Below are 16,775 nucleotides of genomic sequence, written 5' to 3' on the forward strand. Positions count from 1 at the left end.
ACAAGAGACTACGCATGCAAACTTTCTTTATCGCGCCCACCGATTTTGGCGTGGGTCTGACCTCGATCAGCCTCGGGCTGGTCCGCACGCTGGAACGCGCCGGCCTGAAGGTCGGCTTCTTCAAGCCCATCGCCCAGCCACACCCCGGTGATACCGGGCCGGAACGCTCGACCGAGCTGGTGGCCCGTACCCACGGTCTCAAGCCGCCACAACCGCTGGGCCTGGCCCATGTCGAACGGATGCTCGGCGACGGCCAGCTCGATGAACTGCTGGAAGAGATCATCAGCCTGTACCAGCAGGCCGCCGTCGGCAAGGACGTGCTGGTGGTCGAGGGCATGGTCCCGACCCGCAGCGCCAGCTACGCCGCGCGGGTCAACCTGCACCTGGCGAAAAGCCTGGATGCCGAAGTGATCCTGGTCTCGGCGCCGGAAAACGAGGTGCTGACCGAACTGTCCGGCCGGGTCGAACTGCAGGCACAGCTGTTTGGCGGCCCCAAGGACCCGAAGGTCCTCGGCGTGATCCTCAACAAGGTGCGCACCGACGAGAGCATGGAGGCCTTTGCCGCCCGCCTCAAGGAACACTCGCCGCTGTTGCGCAGCGGCGACTTCCGCCTGCTCGGCTGCATTCCCTACCAGCCGGAACTGAACGCACCACGGACCCGCGACGTCGCCGAACTGCTCGGCGCCCAGGTGCTCAACGCCGGCGACTATGAAACCCGGCGCATGTCCAAGATCATTCTCTGCGCCCGCACCGTGCTCAACACCCTGCAACTGCTCAAGCCGGGCGTGCTGGTAGTGACTCCGGGCGACCGCGACGACATCATCCTCGCCGTCAGCCTGGCGGCGCTCAACGGCGTGCCGCTGGCCGGCCTGCTGCTGACCAGCGACACCAAGCCCGACCCACGCCTGATGGAGCTCTGCCGCGGCGCACTCCAGGCCGGCCTGCCGGTACTGTCGGTGAGCACCGGCTCCTACGATACCGCCAACCAGCTCAACAGCCTGAACAAGGAGATCCCGGTCGATGACCGCGAGCGGGCGGAGATCATCACCGACTTCGTTGCCAGCCATCTCGATGCCCAGTGGCTGCACCAGCGCTGCGGCACACCGAGGGAGATGCGCCTGACCCCGGCGGTGTTCCGCTATCAATTGATCCAGCGTGCCCAGCAGGCCAACAAGCGTATCGTCCTGCCCGAAGGCAGCGAGCCGCTGACCGTCCAGGCCGCAGCAATCTGCCAGGCCCGCGGCATCGCCCGCTGCGTGCTGCTGGCCAAGCCGGCGGATGTCGAGGCGGTGGCCAAGGCCCACGGTTTCCAATTGCCACCCGGATTGGAAATTCTCGACCCGGACACGATCCGCGGACGCTACGCGGAGCCGATGGTCGCCTTGCGCAAGAGCAAGAGCCTCAACACGCCGATGGCCGAACAGCAACTGGAAGACCCGGTGGTGATCGGCACCATGATGCTGGCGCTGGACGAGGTCGACGGCCTGGTCTCCGGGGTGATCCACTCCACGGCCAATACCATTCGCCCGGCCCTGCAACTGATCAAGACCGCGCCAGGCTGCACCCTGGTGTCGTCGGTGTTCTTCATGCTGTTCCCCGAGCAGGTGCTGGTCTACGGCGACTGCGTGATGAACCCGCATCCGTCGGCCACGGAGCTGGCGGAAATTGCCCTGCAGAGTGCCGACTCGGCCCAGGCGTTCGGTATCGCCCCGCGAGTGGCGATGATCAGCTACTCCAGCGGCGAGTCGGCCAGCGGCGAGGAAGTGGAGAAAGTCCGCGAAGCCACGTTGCTGGCCCATGAGGCCCAGCGCGACCTGCTGATCGACGGGCCACTGCAATACGACGCCGCCGCCAACGAAAACGTGGCCCGCCAACTGGCCCCCAACAGCCAGGTCGCCGGCCGCGCGACGGTGTTCGTGTTCCCCGACCTGAATACCGGCAACACCACCCACAAGGCGGTGCAGCGCAGCGCCGACTGCGTGAGCCTGGGGCCGATGCTGCAAGGGTTGCGCAAGCCGGTCAACGACCTGCCGCGCGGTGCCCAGGTCGACGACATCGTCTACACCATCGCCCTCACGGCGATCCAGGCCGCCAACCGGCCTGTGGATATCTGAAACCCATCTCCGCTACTCTCATGCCACGCGCATGAGGGTAGTGGCTGCCCGCCCTCTCCCTGACCCCAATCCCGAGACAAGGACACCATGCTCGATTTTCTTCCGGCGCCCGTGCGCGGCGTGATCGCCTCGCTGCTGCTGGCCCTCAACACCCTGCTGCTGTGCTCGTTCCTGTTCTGCGTGGCCCTGCTCAAGGCCCTGCCCCTGGCCCTGACGCAGCGCCTGAGCCACTGGCTGATGAACCATACCCACGAAGCCTGGATCAGCAACAACAAGGCCTGGATGCAACTGGTGCGCAAGACCCGCTGGCACCTGAGCGGCCTGGAGGGGCTGGACTACCAGCACTCCTACCTGGTCACCAGCAACCACCAGAGCTGGGTCGACATCCTGGTGCTGCAGTACGTGCTCAACCGACGGATCCGCCCATTGAAGTTCTTTCTCAAGCAGGAACTGATCTGGGTCCCGGTCATCGGCCTGGCCTGGTGGGCCCTGGGCTTCCCCTTCATGAAGCGCTATTCGAAGGCGTACCTGGAAAAGCACCCGGAAAAGAAAGGCAAGGACCTGGAAACCACCCGCAAGACCTGCGCGAAGTTTCGCAAGAACCCTGTGGGTATCTTCAACTTTGCCGAGGGAACGCGTTTCACAACGGGCAAGCATGCGCAACAGCAATCGCCATTCCGCTACCTGCTCAAACCCAAGGCCGGTGGTATTGCCTTCGTGCTGGACGCGATGGGTGAGCAGCTGGAGTCCATCGTCAACGTGACCATTCATTACCCGGATGGAAGACCGGGATTCTGGGACCTGTTGTGCGGCAAGGTTCGGGAGGTGGTGGTGCATTTCGAGGAAATACGGATCCCGTCGCAGTTCATCGGCAGGAACTACGAGCAAGACGCCGAGTACCGGCAAGCGTTCCAGGCCTGGATCAACCAACTGTGGGCGGACAAGGATGCCTTGCTGGCACGACTGCACAGCGAGTACCCCGCCAAGGCCTGAGCGGCGCCTGCAAAACCTGTGGCGAGCGGGCTTGCCCGCGCGGGGTGTAAAGCGCTCCCAGATCCAGAGAGCTCGGCGTGTCAGTCAGGCCTAGCCAGCAGGGTTCAGGCGCGCTGCGCGCCCCAGCGCGGCGGTGCGGCGTCCCGACAAGCCCGCTCGCCACAGGAGGCCTCATGGGACTCAATGGTGGAGATTGAAGGGCCACAAAAAAGCCCGCGACCGAGTGATCGGTCGCGGGCTTTTTTGTGGCCGGCGGGGCTTAGATCGCGCCGCGCTGACGCAGCAGATCCAGCACCTGCTTGACGCTGTCTTCCAGCGACAGGGCCTGGGTGTCGATCACCAGGTCGGCATTGAGCGGCACATCGTACGGGAAGGACTCACCCGGGATGTTGTCGCCACCCGCCGCGTACAGACCCTGCGGGTCGCGCTCGCGGCAGACCAGCGGCGAAGCCTGGACGTAGACGGTGACCAGGCGCTCGCTACCGATCAGGGCCTTGGCCTGCTCACGGCCTTCGGCATCCGGTGCCACGAAGGCGGCCAGGGTCAGCAGGCCAGCCTCGTTGAACTGGCGCGCCACGTGGGCGGCACGGCGCCAATTTTCGGTACGGCCGGAGCGATCCTGCGGCAGGCCCTTGTTCAGGTCGTGACGCAGGTTCTGGCCGTCCAGCACGAATACCGCACGGCCCATGTCGAACAGCTTGCGCTCCACGGCATAGGCCAGAGTGCTCTTGCCCGCGCCCGACAGGCCGGTGAACAGCACGGTCGCCGGCTGCTGGCCGAAACGCTGGGCACGCTCCTCGGTCGCAACATGGGCAAGCTTGCCGTGGTGGGTGGCGCTGCCGTGGGCCAATGGCTGGGCGACGATCATGCCGGCGCCCACGGTGCCGTTGGTCAGGCGGTCGATGACGATGAACGCGCCGGTGGTGCGGTTGCTGTCGTAACCGTCCAGGGCAATCGGTGCATCCAGGGCAATCTTGACCTTGCCGATCTCGTTCAGTTGCAGGGCACTGGCCGAGCCTTCTTCCAGGGTGTTCACATCGACGCGGTGGACGATGCTGGCAATCGAGCCCGGCACGTAGCTGGTGGCGCGCTTGATGTCGTATTTCTTGCCCGGCAGCATCGGCTCCTCGGCCATCCACACCAGCATGGCCTCGAAGCTGTCGGTGACCGGCGGCACGTTGTCGGCATGCACCAGCAGGTCGCCACGGGAAATGTCGATTTCGTCTTCCATGGTCAGGGTCACGGCCTGGCCCGGGCCGGCGTGCTCCAGCTCACCTTCGTAGGTGACGATGGACTTCACGCGGCTGCTCTTGCCCGACGGCAGGACCACCACTTCGTCGCCCTTCTTCACGATGCCGCTGGCCAGGGTGCCAGCGAAGCCGCGGAAGTTCAGGTTCGGCCGGTTGACGTACTGCACCGGGAAACGCAGGTCGGTGAAGTTGCGGTCGCCCGCCACTTCCACGGTCTCGAGGATCTCCATCAGCGACTGGCCGGTGTACCAGGGCGACCGCTCGCTCCTGTTCACCACGTTGTCGCCCTTGAGCGCCGACATCGGCACGAAGTGCATGCTCGACGGTTTCATCTTCAGGCCTTCGGCGAACTTCAGGTAGTCGGCCTTGATCGACTCGAACACGCCCTGGTCGAAGTCCTTGAGGTCCATCTTGTTGATGGCGACGACGATGTGCTTGATGCCCAGCAGGGAGGCGATGAAGCTGTGGCGACGGGTCTGGGTCTGCACGCCGTAGCGGGCGTCCACCAGGATGATCGCCAGGTCACAGGTGGAGGCACCGGTGGCCATGTTGCGGGTGTACTGCTCATGGCCGGGGGTGTCGGCGATGATGAACTTGCGCTTGGCGGTGGAGAAATAGCGATAGGCAACATCGATGGTGATGCCCTGCTCGCGCTCGGCCTGCAGGCCGTCGACCAGCAGCGCCAGGTCGACTTCCTCGCCGGTGGTACCGACTTTCTTCGAATCGCGGGTGATGGCTTCCAGATGGTCTTCGTAGATCATCTTGGAGTCATGCAGCAGGCGCCCGATCAGGGTGCTCTTGCCGTCATCGACGTTGCCGCAGGTCAGGAAACGCAACAGTTCCTTGCGCTCGTGCTGGCCCAGGTAGGCGAGGATGTCCTCGCTGATCAGATCGGATTGGTGCGACATGCTGAAAAACCCTGTTTAGAAGTAGCCCTGACGTTTCTTGTCTTCCATGGAACCGGCGCCATCGTGATCGATGACCCGGCCCTGGCGCTCGGAAGTACGCGTCAGGAGCATTTCCTGAATGATGTCCGTGAGGGTTTCAGCCTCGGACTCCACCGCGCCCGTCAACGGGTAGCAGCCAAGGGTACGGAAACGCACCTTCTTCTTGACGATACGGGCCTTCTCCTCGTCGGACAGGTGCTCGAGGATACGGTCATCGTCGATCATGATCAGGGTGCCGTTCTTCTCGATGACCTCACGCTCGGCGGCGAAGTACAGCGGCACGATCGGGATGCCTTCGAGATAGATGTATTGCCAGATGTCCAGCTCGGTCCAGTTCGACAGCGGGAAGACGCGGATCGACTCGCCCTTGTTGACCTTGCCGTTATAGACGTTCCACAGCTCGGGACGCTGGTTCTTCGGATCCCAGCGGTGCTTGCTGTCGCGGAAGGAATACACGCGCTCCTTGGCGCGGGACTTCTCTTCGTCACGGCGGGCGCCGCCGAAGGCCGCGTCGAAACCATGCTTGTCCAGCGCCTGCTTGAGGCCCTGGGTCTTCATGATGTCGGTGTGCTTGGAGCTGCCGTGGGTGAACGGGTTGATGCCTTGCGCCACCCCTTCCGGGTTGACGTGGGTGATCAGGTCCAGGCCCATTTCCGCGACCATGCGATCACGGAACTTGTACATTTCCTGGAATTTCCACTGGGTGTCGACATGCATCACCGGGAACGGCAGCTTGCCGGGGAAAAACGCCTTGCGTGCCAGGTGCAGCATCACGGCGGAATCTTTACCGATGGAGTACAGCATCACCGGGTTATCGAACTCGGCGGCCACCTCGCGGATGATGTGGATGCTTTCCGCCTCCAGCTGTTTCAGATGCGTCAGTTTGTCGACCATGGCTACTCACGAAAAGCGTTCTTATGGACGGCCTGCGGGCCGTGTTCGAGCGAGGCATGCTAGCACAGCGACCTATTCTATTGATTAGGCCGAATAGATCGAAACGATATAAGAATATATCGCCGTGTTTGGGGCGGCGGTCCTTTCGGAAGCGGAGAATCAGGGGAATCGTGTCAAATTCTTCGCGGATGAATCCGGCCCCCACAGTGCCAGCGTCGTTCGCGGGATTCATGCACGGCGCGAGCACTTGTGGGAGCCGGCGGTCCGGCGCCCCGGGTCATCCGCGAAGAGGCCCGCAGGTCCGGCAGAGATCTGCTGGTACGCCCTCGAATCGACTAGATCGGGTTGGGGCAGTCGATGAACAGGTGCTCCAGGGCAAACCGCTTGGCCAGGTAATCGCCCAGGGCCTGCACGCCGTAGCGCTCGGTGGCATGGTGACCGGCGGCGATGAAGCTGATGTCGTTTTCCCGTGCGCTGTGGAAGGTCTGCTCGGATGCCTCGCCACTCAGGTACAGGTCGACCCCGGCCTGTACCGCCTGATCGATGTAGCCCTGGCCACCGCCGGTGCACCAGCCCACTCGTCGGATCATGTCGCTGCCTTCGATCAGCAGCGGCTCGCGCCCCAGCACCTCCTGGACCTTGCGGGCGAAGTCGCGTGGGGTCATCGGTTCGTTGAGCGAACCGACCAGGCCGACCACCTTGGGGTTCTCCGGGTCCAACGGGCCCTCGACGGTGATATCCAGCTGGCGGGCGAGCTGCACGTTGTTGCCGACTTCCGGGTGCAGGTCCAGCGGCAGGTGGTAGGCCAACAGGCTGATATCGTGCTTGAGCAGGGTCTTCAACCGACGCTGCTTCATTCCCACGACACAAGGGTCTTCACCCTTCCAGAAATAGCCATGGTGGACCAGCACCAGGTCGGCCCCGGCCTCGACCGCCGCATCGAGCAGCGCCTGGCTGGCGGTGACGCCACTGACGATCCGGGTCACCTGTGGCCGACCCTCGACCTGCAGGCCATTGGGGCAATAGTCGGCGATCCGCGAACTGCCGAGATAACGCTCCGCCTCCTCGACCAGGGTACTCAGTGCTACGGCCATAAAAACTCCTCAATATCCCGTCCAGAGGCGCTCGCAGCCTCGTATAATGCGCGACATTATGGGCCGTCCGAGATGGCCTGCAACCTCCCAGGACGTGTTCAATGCTCAAGGCTCTGCGTTTTTTCGGCTGGCCGCTGGTGGCCGGCGTGCTGGTCGCCCTGTTGATTATCCAGCGCTATCCGCAGTGGGTCGGCCTGCCTGACCAGGATGTGAACCTGCAACAGGCTCCGCAGACCGCGACCATCCAGCAGGGGCCGGTGTCCTATGCCGACGCGGTGGACAAGGCCGCACCGGCGGTGGCCAACCTGTACACCACCAAGATGGTCAACAAGAACAGCCACCCGCTGTTCGAGGACCCTCAGTTCCGGCGTTTCTTCGGCGACAACCTGCCCAAGCAGAAGCGCATGGAGTCGAGCCTGGGCTCGGCGGTGATCATGAGCGACAAGGGCTACCTGTTGACCAACAACCACGTGACCGCCGGTGCCGACCAGATCGTGGTGGCGCTCAAGGATGGTCGCGAGACCCTGGCGCGGGTGATCGGCAGCGACCCGGAAACCGACCTGGCAGTGCTCAAGATCGACCTGCCGGACCTGCCCTCGATCACCGTCGCCCGTTCGGACAAGATCCGCATCGGTGACATCGCCCTGGCCATCGGCAACCCGTTCGGCGTCGGCCAGACCACCACCATGGGTATCATCAGCGCCACCGGGCGCAACCAGTTGGGCCTGAACAACTACGAAGACTTCATCCAGACCGACGCCGCGATCAACCCCGGCAACTCCGGTGGCGCGCTGGTCGACGCCAACGGCAACCTGACCGGGATCAACACCGCCATCTTCTCCAAGTCCGGCGGTTCCCAGGGGATCGGCTTCGCCATCCCGATCAACCTGGCGGTCGAGGTCATGAAGGCGATCATCGAGCACGGCCAGGTGATCCGTGGCTGGCTGGGCATCGAGGTGCAGCCGCTGACCCAGGAACTGGCGGAATCGTTCGGCCTGAGTGGCCGTCCGGGGATCGTGGTGGCGGGGATTTTCCGCGACGGACCGGCGCAACGGGCCGGCCTGCAGTTGGGCGACGTGATCCTGAGCATCGACGGCGAACCCGCCACCGACGGCCGCAAGTCGATGAACCAGGTGGCACGGATCAAACCGACCGACAAGGTAGTGATCCAGGTACTGCGCAACGGCAAGGAACTCAAGCTGACAGCCGAGATCGGCTTGCGCCCGCCACAGCAGACGGCGCCGCAGGAAGAGGAATAACCGGGCTCCCGATCCTTTATGACCGATCGTTCCCACGCTCCGCGTGGGAATGCCTCCCCGGACGCTCCGCGTCCGCTCTTTTGACGCAGAGCGTCACGGGCTGCGTTCCCACGCCGAGCGTGGGAACGATCGGTCAAGAAGTCAGAGCTCGCCCAGCGCCTCGATCAACGCCTGGTTCTGTTCCGGCGTGCCGATGGTGATCCGCAGGAACTGCGCGATGCGCTCCTGCTTGAAGTGACGCACGATCACCCCCTGCTCCCGCACCTTGGCCGCCAACGCCGCGGCGTCGTGCCGTGGGTGCCGGGCGAAGATGAAGTTGGCCGCCGAAGGCAGCACGTCGAAGCCCTTGGCCTGCAACTGCCCGACCAACTGCTCGCGACTGTCGATCACCTGGCGACAGGTCTGCTCGAAATACGCCCGGTCCTCGAACGCCGCCGCCGCACCGGCAATCGCCATGCGATCGAGCGGATAGGAGTTGAAGCTGTTCTTGATCCGCTCCAGCGCCTCGATCAGGTCCGGATGCCCGACTGCCAGGCCAACCCGCAGCCCCGCCAGGGAGCGCGACTTGGACAGGGTCTGGGTCACCAGCAGGTTCGGGTAGCGGTCGACCAGGCTGATCGCCGTCTCGCCGCCGAAGTCGATGTAGGCCTCATCGACCACCACCACCGAGTCAGGGCTGCCCTTGAGGATCTGCTCCACTGCCTCCAGCGCCAGCAGGCAGCCGGTGGGGGCGTTCGGGTTGGGGAAGATGATCCCGCCGTTGGGTCGGGCGTAGTCGGCCACACGGATCTGGAACTGCTCGTCCAGCGGCAGCGCCTCGAAACCGATCCCGTAGAGCCCGCAGTAAACCGGATAGAAGCTGTAGCTGATATCCGGGAACAGCAGCGGCCGGTCCTGCTGGAACAGGCCGTGGAAGATGTGCGCCAGGACTTCGTCGGAACCGTTGCCGAGGAACACCTGGTTGCTCTGCACCCCGTAGTACTCGGCCACGGCCTGCTTGAGGCGATCGCCGTTGGGATCGGGGTACAGGCGCAGGTTGTCGTTGACCTCGGCCTGCATCGCCGCCAGGGCCTTGGGCGACGGCCCATAGGGGTTTTCGTTGGTGTTGAGCTTGACCAGCCGGGTCAGCTTGGGTTGCTCACCCGGCACGTAGGGCACCAGGTCCTTGACGAATTTGCTCCAGAACTTGCTCATGCTTGTTTCCCCTTATTCCTGGTCTTCGGCGGCGATCCGGTATTCGGCACTGCGGGCGTGGGCGGTCAGCGACTCGCCGCGCGCAAGCACCGAGGCGGTCTTGCCCAGTTCGGATGCGCCCTGCTCGGAGCAGAAGATGATCGACGAACGCTTCTGGAAGTCATACACCCCCAGCGGCGACGAGAAGCGCGCGGTGCCCGACGTCGGCAGCACGTGGTTGGGGCCGGCACAGTAGTCGCCCAGCGCTTCGGATGTGTGACGCCCCATGAAGATCGCGCCGGCATGGCGGATCTGTGGCAGCCAGGCCTGCGGGTCGGCGACCGACAGTTCCAGGTGTTCCGGCGCGATGCGGTTGGCGACCTCGATCGCCTGCTGCATGTCGCGGACCTGGATCAGGGCACCACGGCCATTGATCGAGGTCTCGATGATCTGGGCACGTTCCATGGTCGGCAGCAGCTTGGCGATGCTCGCCGCCACCTGGTCGAGGAACGCCGCGTCCGGGCTGACGAGGATCGCCTGGGCGTCCTCGTCGTGCTCGGCCTGGGAGAACAGGTCCATGGCGATCCAGTCCGGATCGGTCTGGCCATCGCAGACCACCAGGATCTCCGAAGGACCGGCGATCATGTCGATCCCGACCTGGCCGAACACGTGGCGCTTGGCGGTGGCCACATAGATGTTGCCCGGGCCGACCACCTTGTCGACCTGCGGCACGCTCTCGGTACCGTAGGCCAGGGCCGCGACCGCCTGGGCCCCACCGATGGTGAACACCCGGTCGACACCGGCGACACAGGCGGCGGCCAGCACCAGTTCGTTGACCTCGCCACGCGGGGTCGGTACGACCATCACCACTTCACCGACGCCGGCAACCTTGGCCGGAATCGCGTTCATCAACACCGATGACGGATAGGAAGCCTTGCCGCCCGGCACGTAAAGGCCGGCACGATCCAGCGGGGTGACCTTCTGGCCCAGCACCGTGCCGTCGGCCTCGGTGTAGCTCCAGGAGTCCTGCTTCTGCCGCTCGTGGTAGCTGCGCACGCGCTCAGCAGCCTTTTCCAGGGCCTCGCGCTGGGCCGGGGAGATACGGGTCAGGGCCAGTTCCAGGCGCTCGCGCGGCAGGATTAGGTCGGCCATCGAGGCCGCTTCCAGACCGTCGAAACGCTGGGTGAACTCGACCACGGCAGCGTCGCCGCGCTCACGCACCGCCTTGATGATATCCAGCACCCGCTGGTTGACCGAGTCATCGGACACGCTTTCCCAGCTCAGCAGATGATCCAGATGATGGGCGAAATCAGGATCGGCAGCATTGAGTCGGCGAATGGCGGTGGACGTAGTCATAGCGTGGGCCTCGATAATTGGCGAATGCTTGGGGACAGCAAGTCTCAGGCACCCGGATGGGCGCTGACGCTCAATAGCGATCGCGCGCCCCAGACTACCAAGCCATCCGCGTGGGCACCTGAGAATTCTGGCTATGACACGGATAGATGGGCGCGGCTCAACGCCGCGCGGGTGAGTCAGCTACGGTGTCGCGACTCCACTGCCTTGCGCAGGGTGTCGATCAGGGACTGGATACGGGCGTGCTGCATCTTCATCGATGCCTTGTTCACCACCAGGCGGGAGCTGATGGTCGCGATCAATTCCTGGGGCTCCAGGCCGTTGGCACGCAGGGTGTTGCCGGTGTCGACGACGTCGATGATCTTGTCGGCCAGGCCGATCAGCGGTGCCAGCTCCATCGAGCCATACAGCTTGATGATGTCGACCTGGCGGCCCTGTTCGGCGTAGTAGCGCTTGGCGACATTGACGAACTTGGTCGCCACCCGCAGCCGGCCCTTGGGCTCCTGTGCACCGACGGCACCGGCAGTCATCAGCTTGCAGCGGGCGATCTGCAGGTCCAGCGGCTCGTACAGGCCCTGGCCACCGTACTCCATCAGCACATCCTTGCCGGCGACACCGAGGTCGGCCGCGCCATGCTCGACATAGGTCGGCACGTCGGTGGCACGAACGATCAGCAGGCGGACATCGTCCTGGGTCGTCGGGATGATCAGCTTGCGGCTCTTGTCCGGATTCTCGGTGGGCACGATACCCGCTTCGGCGAGCAACGGCAGGGTATCGTCGAGGATACGGCCCTTGGACAGTGCAATGGTCAACATGGGAAAACCTGGGTCCTTCAATTAAGGATGTTGCAACACTCTAACAGACCGGGGCGCATTCATTGTAGGAGCCGGCTGGCTGGCGATTGCTATCTGTCAGTCAACATCGCTGTTGCCTGACACTGCGCTATCGCCAGCAAGCCGGCTCCTACAGGGACGGGACCAGCCCGTCACCAGCAATCACTAGCCTGGAACGCGACGGATCTTGGCACCGAGCATCTGCAGCTTCTCTTCGATGCACTCGTAGCCGCGGTCGATATGGTAGATCCGGTCGATCAGCGTATCGCCCTCGGCGGCCAGCGCCGAAATCACCAGGCTGGCCGATGCCCGCAGGTCGGTGGCCATGACCGGTGCGCCCTTGAGGACCTCGGTACCGGTGACGATCGCGGTATTGCCCTCGACCTGGATCTTGGCCCCCATGCGGTGCAGTTCATACACATGCATGAAGCGGTTTTCGAAGATGGTCTCGATCACCGCGCCAGTGCCTTCGGCAATCGCGTTGAGGGAGATGAACTGGGCCTGCATGTCGGTCGGGAACGCCGGGTACGGCGCGGTGCGCACGTTGACCGCCTTCGGCCGCTTGCCCTGCATGTCCAGCTCGATCCAGTCCTCGCCGGTGGTGATCACCGCGCCGGATTCCTTGAGCTTTTCCAGGACGGCCTCGAGGATGGTCGGATCGGTGTCCTTGACCTTGACCCGCCCGCCAGTGACAGCAGCGGCCACCAGGTAGGTACCGGTCTCGATACGGTCAGGCATGACCTTGTAGTTCGTCGAGTGCAGGCGCTCGACACCGTCGATGGTGATGGTGTCGGTACCGGCACCGGAGATCTTCGCGCCCATGGCGATGAGGAAGTTCGCCAGGTCGACCACTTCCGGCTCGCGCGCGGCGTTCTGCAGCACGCTGCGGCCACGAGCCAGGGCTGCAGCCATCATGATGTTCTCGGTACCGGTCACGGAGACGGTATCGAAGAAGAAGTTCGCACCACGCAGGCCACCTTCCGGTGCCTTGGCCTTGATGTAGCCACCCTCGACGTCGATCACCGCGCCCATGGCTTCCAGGCCACGGATGTGCAGGTCGACCGGGCGCGAACCAATGGCGCAGCCGCCTGGCAGGGCCACTTCGGCCTCGCCGAAACGGGCAACCATCGGCCCCAGCACCAGGATCGACGCACGCATGGTCTTGACCAGCTCGTACGGCGCGACCAGGGTCTTGATGGTGCGCGGATCGATTTCCACGGCGAGCTTCTCGTCGATCACAGGCTCGATGCCCATGCGTCCGAACAGCTCGATCATGGTGGTGATGTCGTGCAGGTGCGGCAGGTTGGCCACGGTAACCGGGCCGTCGCACAGCAGGGTAGCCGCCAGAATCGGCAGGGCGGAGTTCTTCGCCCCGGAGATGCGGATTTCGCCATCAAGGCGAACGCCGCCGGTAATAATCAGTTTATCCATAGGAATCTCGACGCCAATTCAGGCTCAGGTGCGCTCGGCCCAGGCCGCGCTGCTGAAAAATTTCATGGTGACCGCATGGATGCTGCCATCGGCGATCCACGGGTTCAAATGGGCATAGATGCTCTGCTGACGCTTCACCGGGCTCAAGGCCGCCAGTTCGTCGCTGATCACATTCAACTGGAAGTTGCAGCCCTGGCCCTCAACTTCAACCTGAGTTCCTGGCAGCTTTTCTTCAAGGAAGCTTTTTACTTCGGTGGCCTGCATGCTCAACCTCAATCGGCGCCCAACGCGCGCGGGTCGGTCATGATACAAAAAAGCCCCGCGCCTGCGAACCCCGCATTCGCAGGACTCTGACGGGGGGCTTCATGATTTGCCGCTATCAAGGAGCGTCAAACAGCTCGGTCAGCTCGGAAACCTCGGCGATTTCGCGCATTTCCCGGGACATGCCACGGATGCTGCAGGACTTGCCGAGCTGCGCCGCGTCGCGCATGAAAGCCAGCAGCAGGGCCAGGCCGACGCTGCTGGACTTCTGCACCGCCGAGCAGTCGACCACCAGGGCCGTCGCGCCACTCGAGCGGATCAGCGCCTGGCCCTGCTTGCGCAGGGCCGCGCCGGTGCTGTAGTCGAGTACGCCGGCCAACTGCAGCTCACCCGCTTCGCCCAGGCGAACGCTGGCCTCACTCACCGCCGCTATCCTTCTGCGGGTTCTTCTCGGATTCGGCCTTGGCCTTCTCCACTTCGCCCGCCCAGCCGTCGATGGTCTTGTCGAGGTTGTTACCGTTGCGCTGCATGGCATCGGCGAACTGGTCGCGGAACAGCTTGCCGATGTTGATGCCGTTGATGATCACGTTGCGCAGTTTCCACTCACCGTTGATCTTCTCAAGGGTGTAGGAAACCGGATAAATCGCGCCGTTGTTGCCCTTGACGGTCATGCCGACGCTGGTGCGGTCACCCGACTCGTCCTTGGGTGCATCGACGGTGATGCCCTGGTTGTTGTACTCGAGCAGCGCATTGCCGTAGAACTGGAACAGGCCACGCTTGAAGTTTTCCTGGAAGCGGGCCATCTGCTCGGGCGTTGCCTTGCGCGAGTACTTGACGGTCATGATGCTCTTGGAAATGCCTTCGGCATCCACCACCGGACCGACGATGGCGTTCAGCGAGTTGTAGAAGTCAGTCGGGTTCTGCTTGTACTTCTCGCGGTTGGCCGAAAGGTCGGCGAGCATCTTGTTGGTGGTGTCCTGCACCAGGTCATGGGCAGTCGGGGCAGCCACTGCATTACCCATCAGCGGCAACGCCGCAAGCAATACCAGCAGGCTACGGCGCAAGATAGAGATCATGGAAAAACTCCTCATTTGGCGTCTTTATTAACGGTATTGAGCAGGAATTTACCGATCAGATCTTCCAGCACCAGCGCCGACTGGGTGTCATGGATGGTCCCGCCATCCTTGAGCAGGGTGTCTTCGCCACCCACGCTGATGCCGATGTACTTCTCACCAAGCAAGCCCGCGGTGAGAATGGACGCGGTCGAATCAGTCGGCAGGTTGTTCACGCTTTTATCGACTTGCATGGTCACCCGCCCAGTGAAGTTGTCGCGATCCAGATCGATCGCCGTGACCTTGCCGATGGTCACACCGGCCATGGTCACCTTGGCTCTGACAGTCAAACCGGCGATATTGTCGAAGTACGCGTAAAGTTTATATGTTTCGGTATTTGCCGTCGGGGACAGTCCACTGACCCGCAGCGCCAGCAACAGCAAAGCCAGGATGCCGGCCAGCAGGAAAAGGCCGACACCGATTTCCAGGGTGCGGTTTTGCATCAGAAATCTCCAAACATCAAGGCGGTCAGAATAAAGTCCAGGCCGAGCACTGCCAGGGAGGCATAGACCACGGTCTTGGTAGTGGCACGACTGATCCCTTCTGAAGTGGGCTCACAGTCGTAGCCTTGGAACACGGCAATCCAGGTCACCACGAAGGCGAACACGATGCTCTTGATAATCCCCTTCAACACGTCGCCGTTGAAGGTCACGCTGTTCTGCATGTTGGCCCAGTACGAGCCGTCATAGACGCCCAGCCAGTCCACCGCCACCCACGAACCACCCCAGATTCCGACCACACTGAAGATCATCGCCAGCAGCGGCAGGGAAATGAAGCCGGCCCAGAGCCTTGGCGCGACAATGTACTTGAGCGGGTCGACACCGATCATCTCCAGGCTGGAGAGCTGTTCGGTGGATTTCATGTTGCCGATTTCCGCAGTCAGCGCGGAACCGGCACGGCCGGCGAACAACAGGGCGGTCACCACCGGCCCCAGCTCACGCAGCAACGTCAGGGCGACCATCTGCCCCACTGCCTGCTCGGAACCGTAGCTGGAGAGGATATTGAACCCCTGCAGCGCCAGTACCATGCCGATGAAGATCCCGGACACGACGATGATCACCAGCGACATCACGCCCACGGCGTGCAACTGCTTGACCAGCAGGCCAAAGCCACCGCCGATGCCACCGCGACCGAACAACACGTGAAACAGAAACAGCGTCGAACGCCCGAGCACCGCGAGCACGTCCAGGCCCGAGCGCCCGAACAGGCGAATTCTTTCGATCAATGATTGCTTGCGCATCAGCGCTTCCCCAACAGATCTGCGCGGTAATCCGGCGCCGGGTAGTGGAACGGCACGGGCCCATCCGGATTGCCGGTCATGAACTGGCGAATACGCGGGTTGTCGGCATTCATCAGTTCTTCCGGCGTGCCCTGCCCCAGCACCTGCCCGTCGCCCACCACATACAGGTAGTCGGCGATGCTGGCGGTTTCCGCCAGGTCGTGGGAAACGACGATACTGGTGATGCCCAGCGCGTCATTGAGCAGGCGGATCAGGCGCACCAGCACGCCCATGGCGATCGGGTCCTGGCCGACGAACGGTTCGTCGTACATGAGGATCTGCGGATCCAGGGCAATGGCCCGGGCCAGGGCAACACGACGCTTCATGCCACCGGACAGCTCGTCAGGCATCAGGTCGACCGCGCCACGCAGGCCAACGGCCTGCAGCTTGAGCAGGACGATGTCGCGAATCATCTCGTCCGGCAGCTCAGTGTGTACCCGCAGCGGAAACGCGACGTTCTCGAACACATCCAGGTCGGTGAACAGCGCCCCGCTCTGGAACAGCACGCCCATGTGCTTGCGCGCGTCGAACAGGTCGCCACGCGAGAGTGCCGGCAGATTCTGGCCGTTGACCCAGACTTCACCACTGCTCGGGCGCAACTGCGCCCCCATCAACCGCAACAGGGTGGTCTTGCCACACCCGGAGGGTCCCATGATGCCGGTGACCTTGCCCCGTGGAATGCGAATATCGACATTATTGAAGATGCTGCGCGCGCCGCGCTTGAAGGTAACCCCCTTCAGCTCGACCGCGTAGGCGTTATCGACGCTCATCTAAACTCCTTG

The 16,775-nt window shown here is 63.3% G+C and carries 16 protein-coding genes; 3 read left to right on the plus strand and 13 right to left on the minus strand.

What is annotated here, in order from left to right:
- Positions 1-14 precede the first annotated feature (14 nt).
- Both pta and yihG read left to right on the plus strand, forming a co-directional pair.
- Positions 15-2,114 carry a phosphate acetyltransferase gene (gene pta, locus HU752_RS27815; protein WP_186678452.1) on the plus strand — a complete coding sequence of 700 codons (2,100 nt, stop codon included), beginning with the start codon at positions 15-17 and terminating at the stop codon, positions 2,112-2,114.
- A gap of 87 nt (positions 2,115-2,201) precedes the next feature.
- Positions 2,202-3,107: a 1-acylglycerol-3-phosphate O-acyltransferase, YihG family gene (gene yihG, locus HU752_RS27820; protein WP_186678454.1), complete on the plus strand. Its 906-nt coding sequence runs from the start codon at positions 2,202-2,204 to the stop codon at positions 3,105-3,107.
- Between the two features lie 259 nt (positions 3,108-3,366).
- Here the strand turns inward: yihG and cysN are convergent, their stop codons facing one another.
- The 3 genes from cysN to HU752_RS27835 form a co-directional block, all read right to left on the minus strand.
- Entirely contained in the window at positions 3,367-5,265 is a 1,899-nt protein-coding gene (cysN, locus tag HU752_RS27825; RefSeq protein WP_186678456.1) for a sulfate adenylyltransferase subunit CysN, read from the minus strand.
- Between the two features lie 15 nt (positions 5,266-5,280).
- Positions 5,281-6,198: a sulfate adenylyltransferase subunit CysD gene (gene cysD / locus HU752_RS27830; RefSeq protein WP_010445241.1), complete on the minus strand. Its 918-nt coding sequence runs from the start codon at positions 6,196-6,198 to the stop codon at positions 5,281-5,283.
- Positions 6,199-6,533: 335 nt separating this feature from the next.
- On the minus strand, positions 6,534-7,292 hold the full coding sequence (locus HU752_RS27835) for a Nif3-like dinuclear metal center hexameric protein (RefSeq protein WP_186678469.1): 759 nt from the start codon (positions 7,290-7,292) through the stop codon (positions 6,534-6,536).
- A gap of 101 nt (positions 7,293-7,393) precedes the next feature.
- Between HU752_RS27835 and algW the strand changes: the two genes are divergently transcribed.
- Complete coding sequence (algW, locus tag HU752_RS27840) at positions 7,394-8,551, plus strand: Do family serine endopeptidase AlgW (RefSeq protein ID WP_186678470.1); 1,158 nt, start codon at positions 7,394-7,396, stop codon at positions 8,549-8,551.
- 141 nt (positions 8,552-8,692) lie between these two features.
- Here algW and hisC read toward each other — a convergent pair whose 3' ends face one another.
- The 10 genes from hisC to HU752_RS27890 all read right to left on the minus strand — a co-directional run bounded on the left by hisC (position 8,693) and on the right by HU752_RS27890 (position 16,763).
- Positions 8,693-9,745 (minus strand): histidinol-phosphate transaminase, encoded by a 1,053-nt coding sequence (gene hisC / locus HU752_RS27845; RefSeq protein ID WP_186678472.1) that lies wholly within the window; start codon positions 9,743-9,745, stop codon positions 8,693-8,695.
- A 12-nt stretch (positions 9,746-9,757) separates the two neighbouring features.
- On the minus strand, positions 9,758-11,080 hold the full coding sequence (gene hisD, locus HU752_RS27850; RefSeq protein ID WP_186678474.1) for a histidinol dehydrogenase: 1,323 nt from the start codon (positions 11,078-11,080) through the stop codon (positions 9,758-9,760).
- Between the two features lie 176 nt (positions 11,081-11,256).
- On the minus strand, positions 11,257-11,892 hold the full coding sequence (gene hisG, locus HU752_RS27855; protein WP_186678484.1) for an ATP phosphoribosyltransferase: 636 nt from the start codon (positions 11,890-11,892) through the stop codon (positions 11,257-11,259).
- 183 nt (positions 11,893-12,075) lie between these two features.
- Complete coding sequence (murA, locus tag HU752_RS27860) at positions 12,076-13,341, minus strand: UDP-N-acetylglucosamine 1-carboxyvinyltransferase (RefSeq protein ID WP_186678491.1); 1,266 nt, start codon at positions 13,339-13,341, stop codon at positions 12,076-12,078.
- A gap of 24 nt (positions 13,342-13,365) precedes the next feature.
- Positions 13,366-13,605, minus strand: coding sequence for a BolA family protein (locus tag HU752_RS27865; protein WP_017904292.1), 240 nt, complete (start codon positions 13,603-13,605; stop codon positions 13,366-13,368).
- Positions 13,606-13,720: 115 nt separating this feature from the next.
- Positions 13,721-14,026: an STAS domain-containing protein gene (locus HU752_RS27870; protein WP_186678494.1), complete on the minus strand. Its 306-nt coding sequence runs from the start codon at positions 14,024-14,026 to the stop codon at positions 13,721-13,723.
- On the minus strand, positions 14,019-14,678 hold the full coding sequence (locus HU752_RS27875; protein ID WP_186678496.1) for an MlaC/ttg2D family ABC transporter substrate-binding protein: 660 nt from the start codon (positions 14,676-14,678) through the stop codon (positions 14,019-14,021). Before HU752_RS27875 ends, HU752_RS27870 begins: the two co-directional genes overlap by 8 nt.
- An 11-nt stretch (positions 14,679-14,689) precedes the next feature.
- Positions 14,690-15,157: an outer membrane lipid asymmetry maintenance protein MlaD gene (gene mlaD / locus HU752_RS27880; protein ID WP_017904295.1), complete on the minus strand. Its 468-nt coding sequence runs from the start codon at positions 15,155-15,157 to the stop codon at positions 14,690-14,692.
- The gene (gene mlaE, locus HU752_RS27885; protein ID WP_186678499.1) at positions 15,157-15,954 is read right to left on the minus strand and encodes a lipid asymmetry maintenance ABC transporter permease subunit MlaE; all 798 of its coding nucleotides are present in this window, start codon (positions 15,952-15,954) and stop codon (positions 15,157-15,159) included. Before mlaE ends, mlaD begins: the two co-directional genes overlap by 1 nt.
- Entirely contained in the window at positions 15,954-16,763 is an 810-nt protein-coding gene (locus HU752_RS27890; protein WP_186678504.1) for an ATP-binding cassette domain-containing protein, read from the minus strand. The genes mlaE and HU752_RS27890 overlap by 1 nt, the downstream gene beginning before the upstream one ends.
- Positions 16,764-16,775 lie beyond the last annotated feature (12 nt).

The sequence above is a fragment of the Pseudomonas vanderleydeniana genome, assembly GCF_014268755.2.
In the GTDB taxonomy this organism is placed as follows: Bacteria; Pseudomonadota; Gammaproteobacteria; order Pseudomonadales; family Pseudomonadaceae; genus Aquipseudomonas; species Aquipseudomonas vanderleydeniana.

What these genes read in the sequence shown, in the direction of transcription:
- murA (WP_186678491.1), bottom strand. Translation starts at nt 13,341, where the DNA reads ATGGATAAACTGATTATTACCGGCGGCGTTCGCCTTGATGGCGAAATC.
- HU752_RS27875 (WP_186678496.1), bottom strand. Translation starts at nt 14,678, where the DNA reads ATGATCTCTATCTTGCGCCGTAGCCTGCTGGTATTGCTTGCGGCGTTG.
- algW (WP_186678470.1), top strand. Translation starts at nt 7,394, where the DNA reads ATGCTCAAGGCTCTGCGTTTTTTCGGCTGGCCGCTGGTGGCCGGCGTG.
- mlaE (WP_186678499.1), bottom strand. Translation starts at nt 15,954, where the DNA reads ATGCGCAAGCAATCATTGATCGAAAGAATTCGCCTGTTCGGGCGCTCG.
- hisD (WP_186678474.1), bottom strand. Translation starts at nt 11,080, where the DNA reads ATGACTACGTCCACCGCCATTCGCCGACTCAATGCTGCCGATCCTGAT.
- hisG (WP_186678484.1), bottom strand. Translation starts at nt 11,892, where the DNA reads ATGTTGACCATTGCACTGTCCAAGGGCCGTATCCTCGACGATACCCTG.
- cysN (WP_186678456.1), bottom strand. Translation starts at nt 5,265, where the DNA reads ATGTCGCACCAATCCGATCTGATCAGCGAGGACATCCTCGCCTACCTG.
- HU752_RS27890 (WP_186678504.1), bottom strand. Translation starts at nt 16,763, where the DNA reads ATGAGCGTCGATAACGCCTACGCGGTCGAGCTGAAGGGGGTTACCTTC.
- pta (WP_186678452.1), top strand. Translation starts at nt 15, where the DNA reads ATGCAAACTTTCTTTATCGCGCCCACCGATTTTGGCGTGGGTCTGACC.
- HU752_RS27865 (WP_017904292.1), bottom strand. Translation starts at nt 13,605, where the DNA reads ATGCAGGCCACCGAAGTAAAAAGCTTCCTTGAAGAAAAGCTGCCAGGA.
- yihG (WP_186678454.1), top strand. Translation starts at nt 2,202, where the DNA reads ATGCTCGATTTTCTTCCGGCGCCCGTGCGCGGCGTGATCGCCTCGCTG.
- cysD (WP_010445241.1), bottom strand. Translation starts at nt 6,198, where the DNA reads ATGGTCGACAAACTGACGCATCTGAAACAGCTGGAGGCGGAAAGCATC.
- HU752_RS27835 (WP_186678469.1), bottom strand. Translation starts at nt 7,292, where the DNA reads ATGGCCGTAGCACTGAGTACCCTGGTCGAGGAGGCGGAGCGTTATCTC.
- mlaD (WP_017904295.1), bottom strand. Translation starts at nt 15,157, where the DNA reads ATGCAAAACCGCACCCTGGAAATCGGTGTCGGCCTTTTCCTGCTGGCC.
- hisC (WP_186678472.1), bottom strand. Translation starts at nt 9,745, where the DNA reads ATGAGCAAGTTCTGGAGCAAATTCGTCAAGGACCTGGTGCCCTACGTG.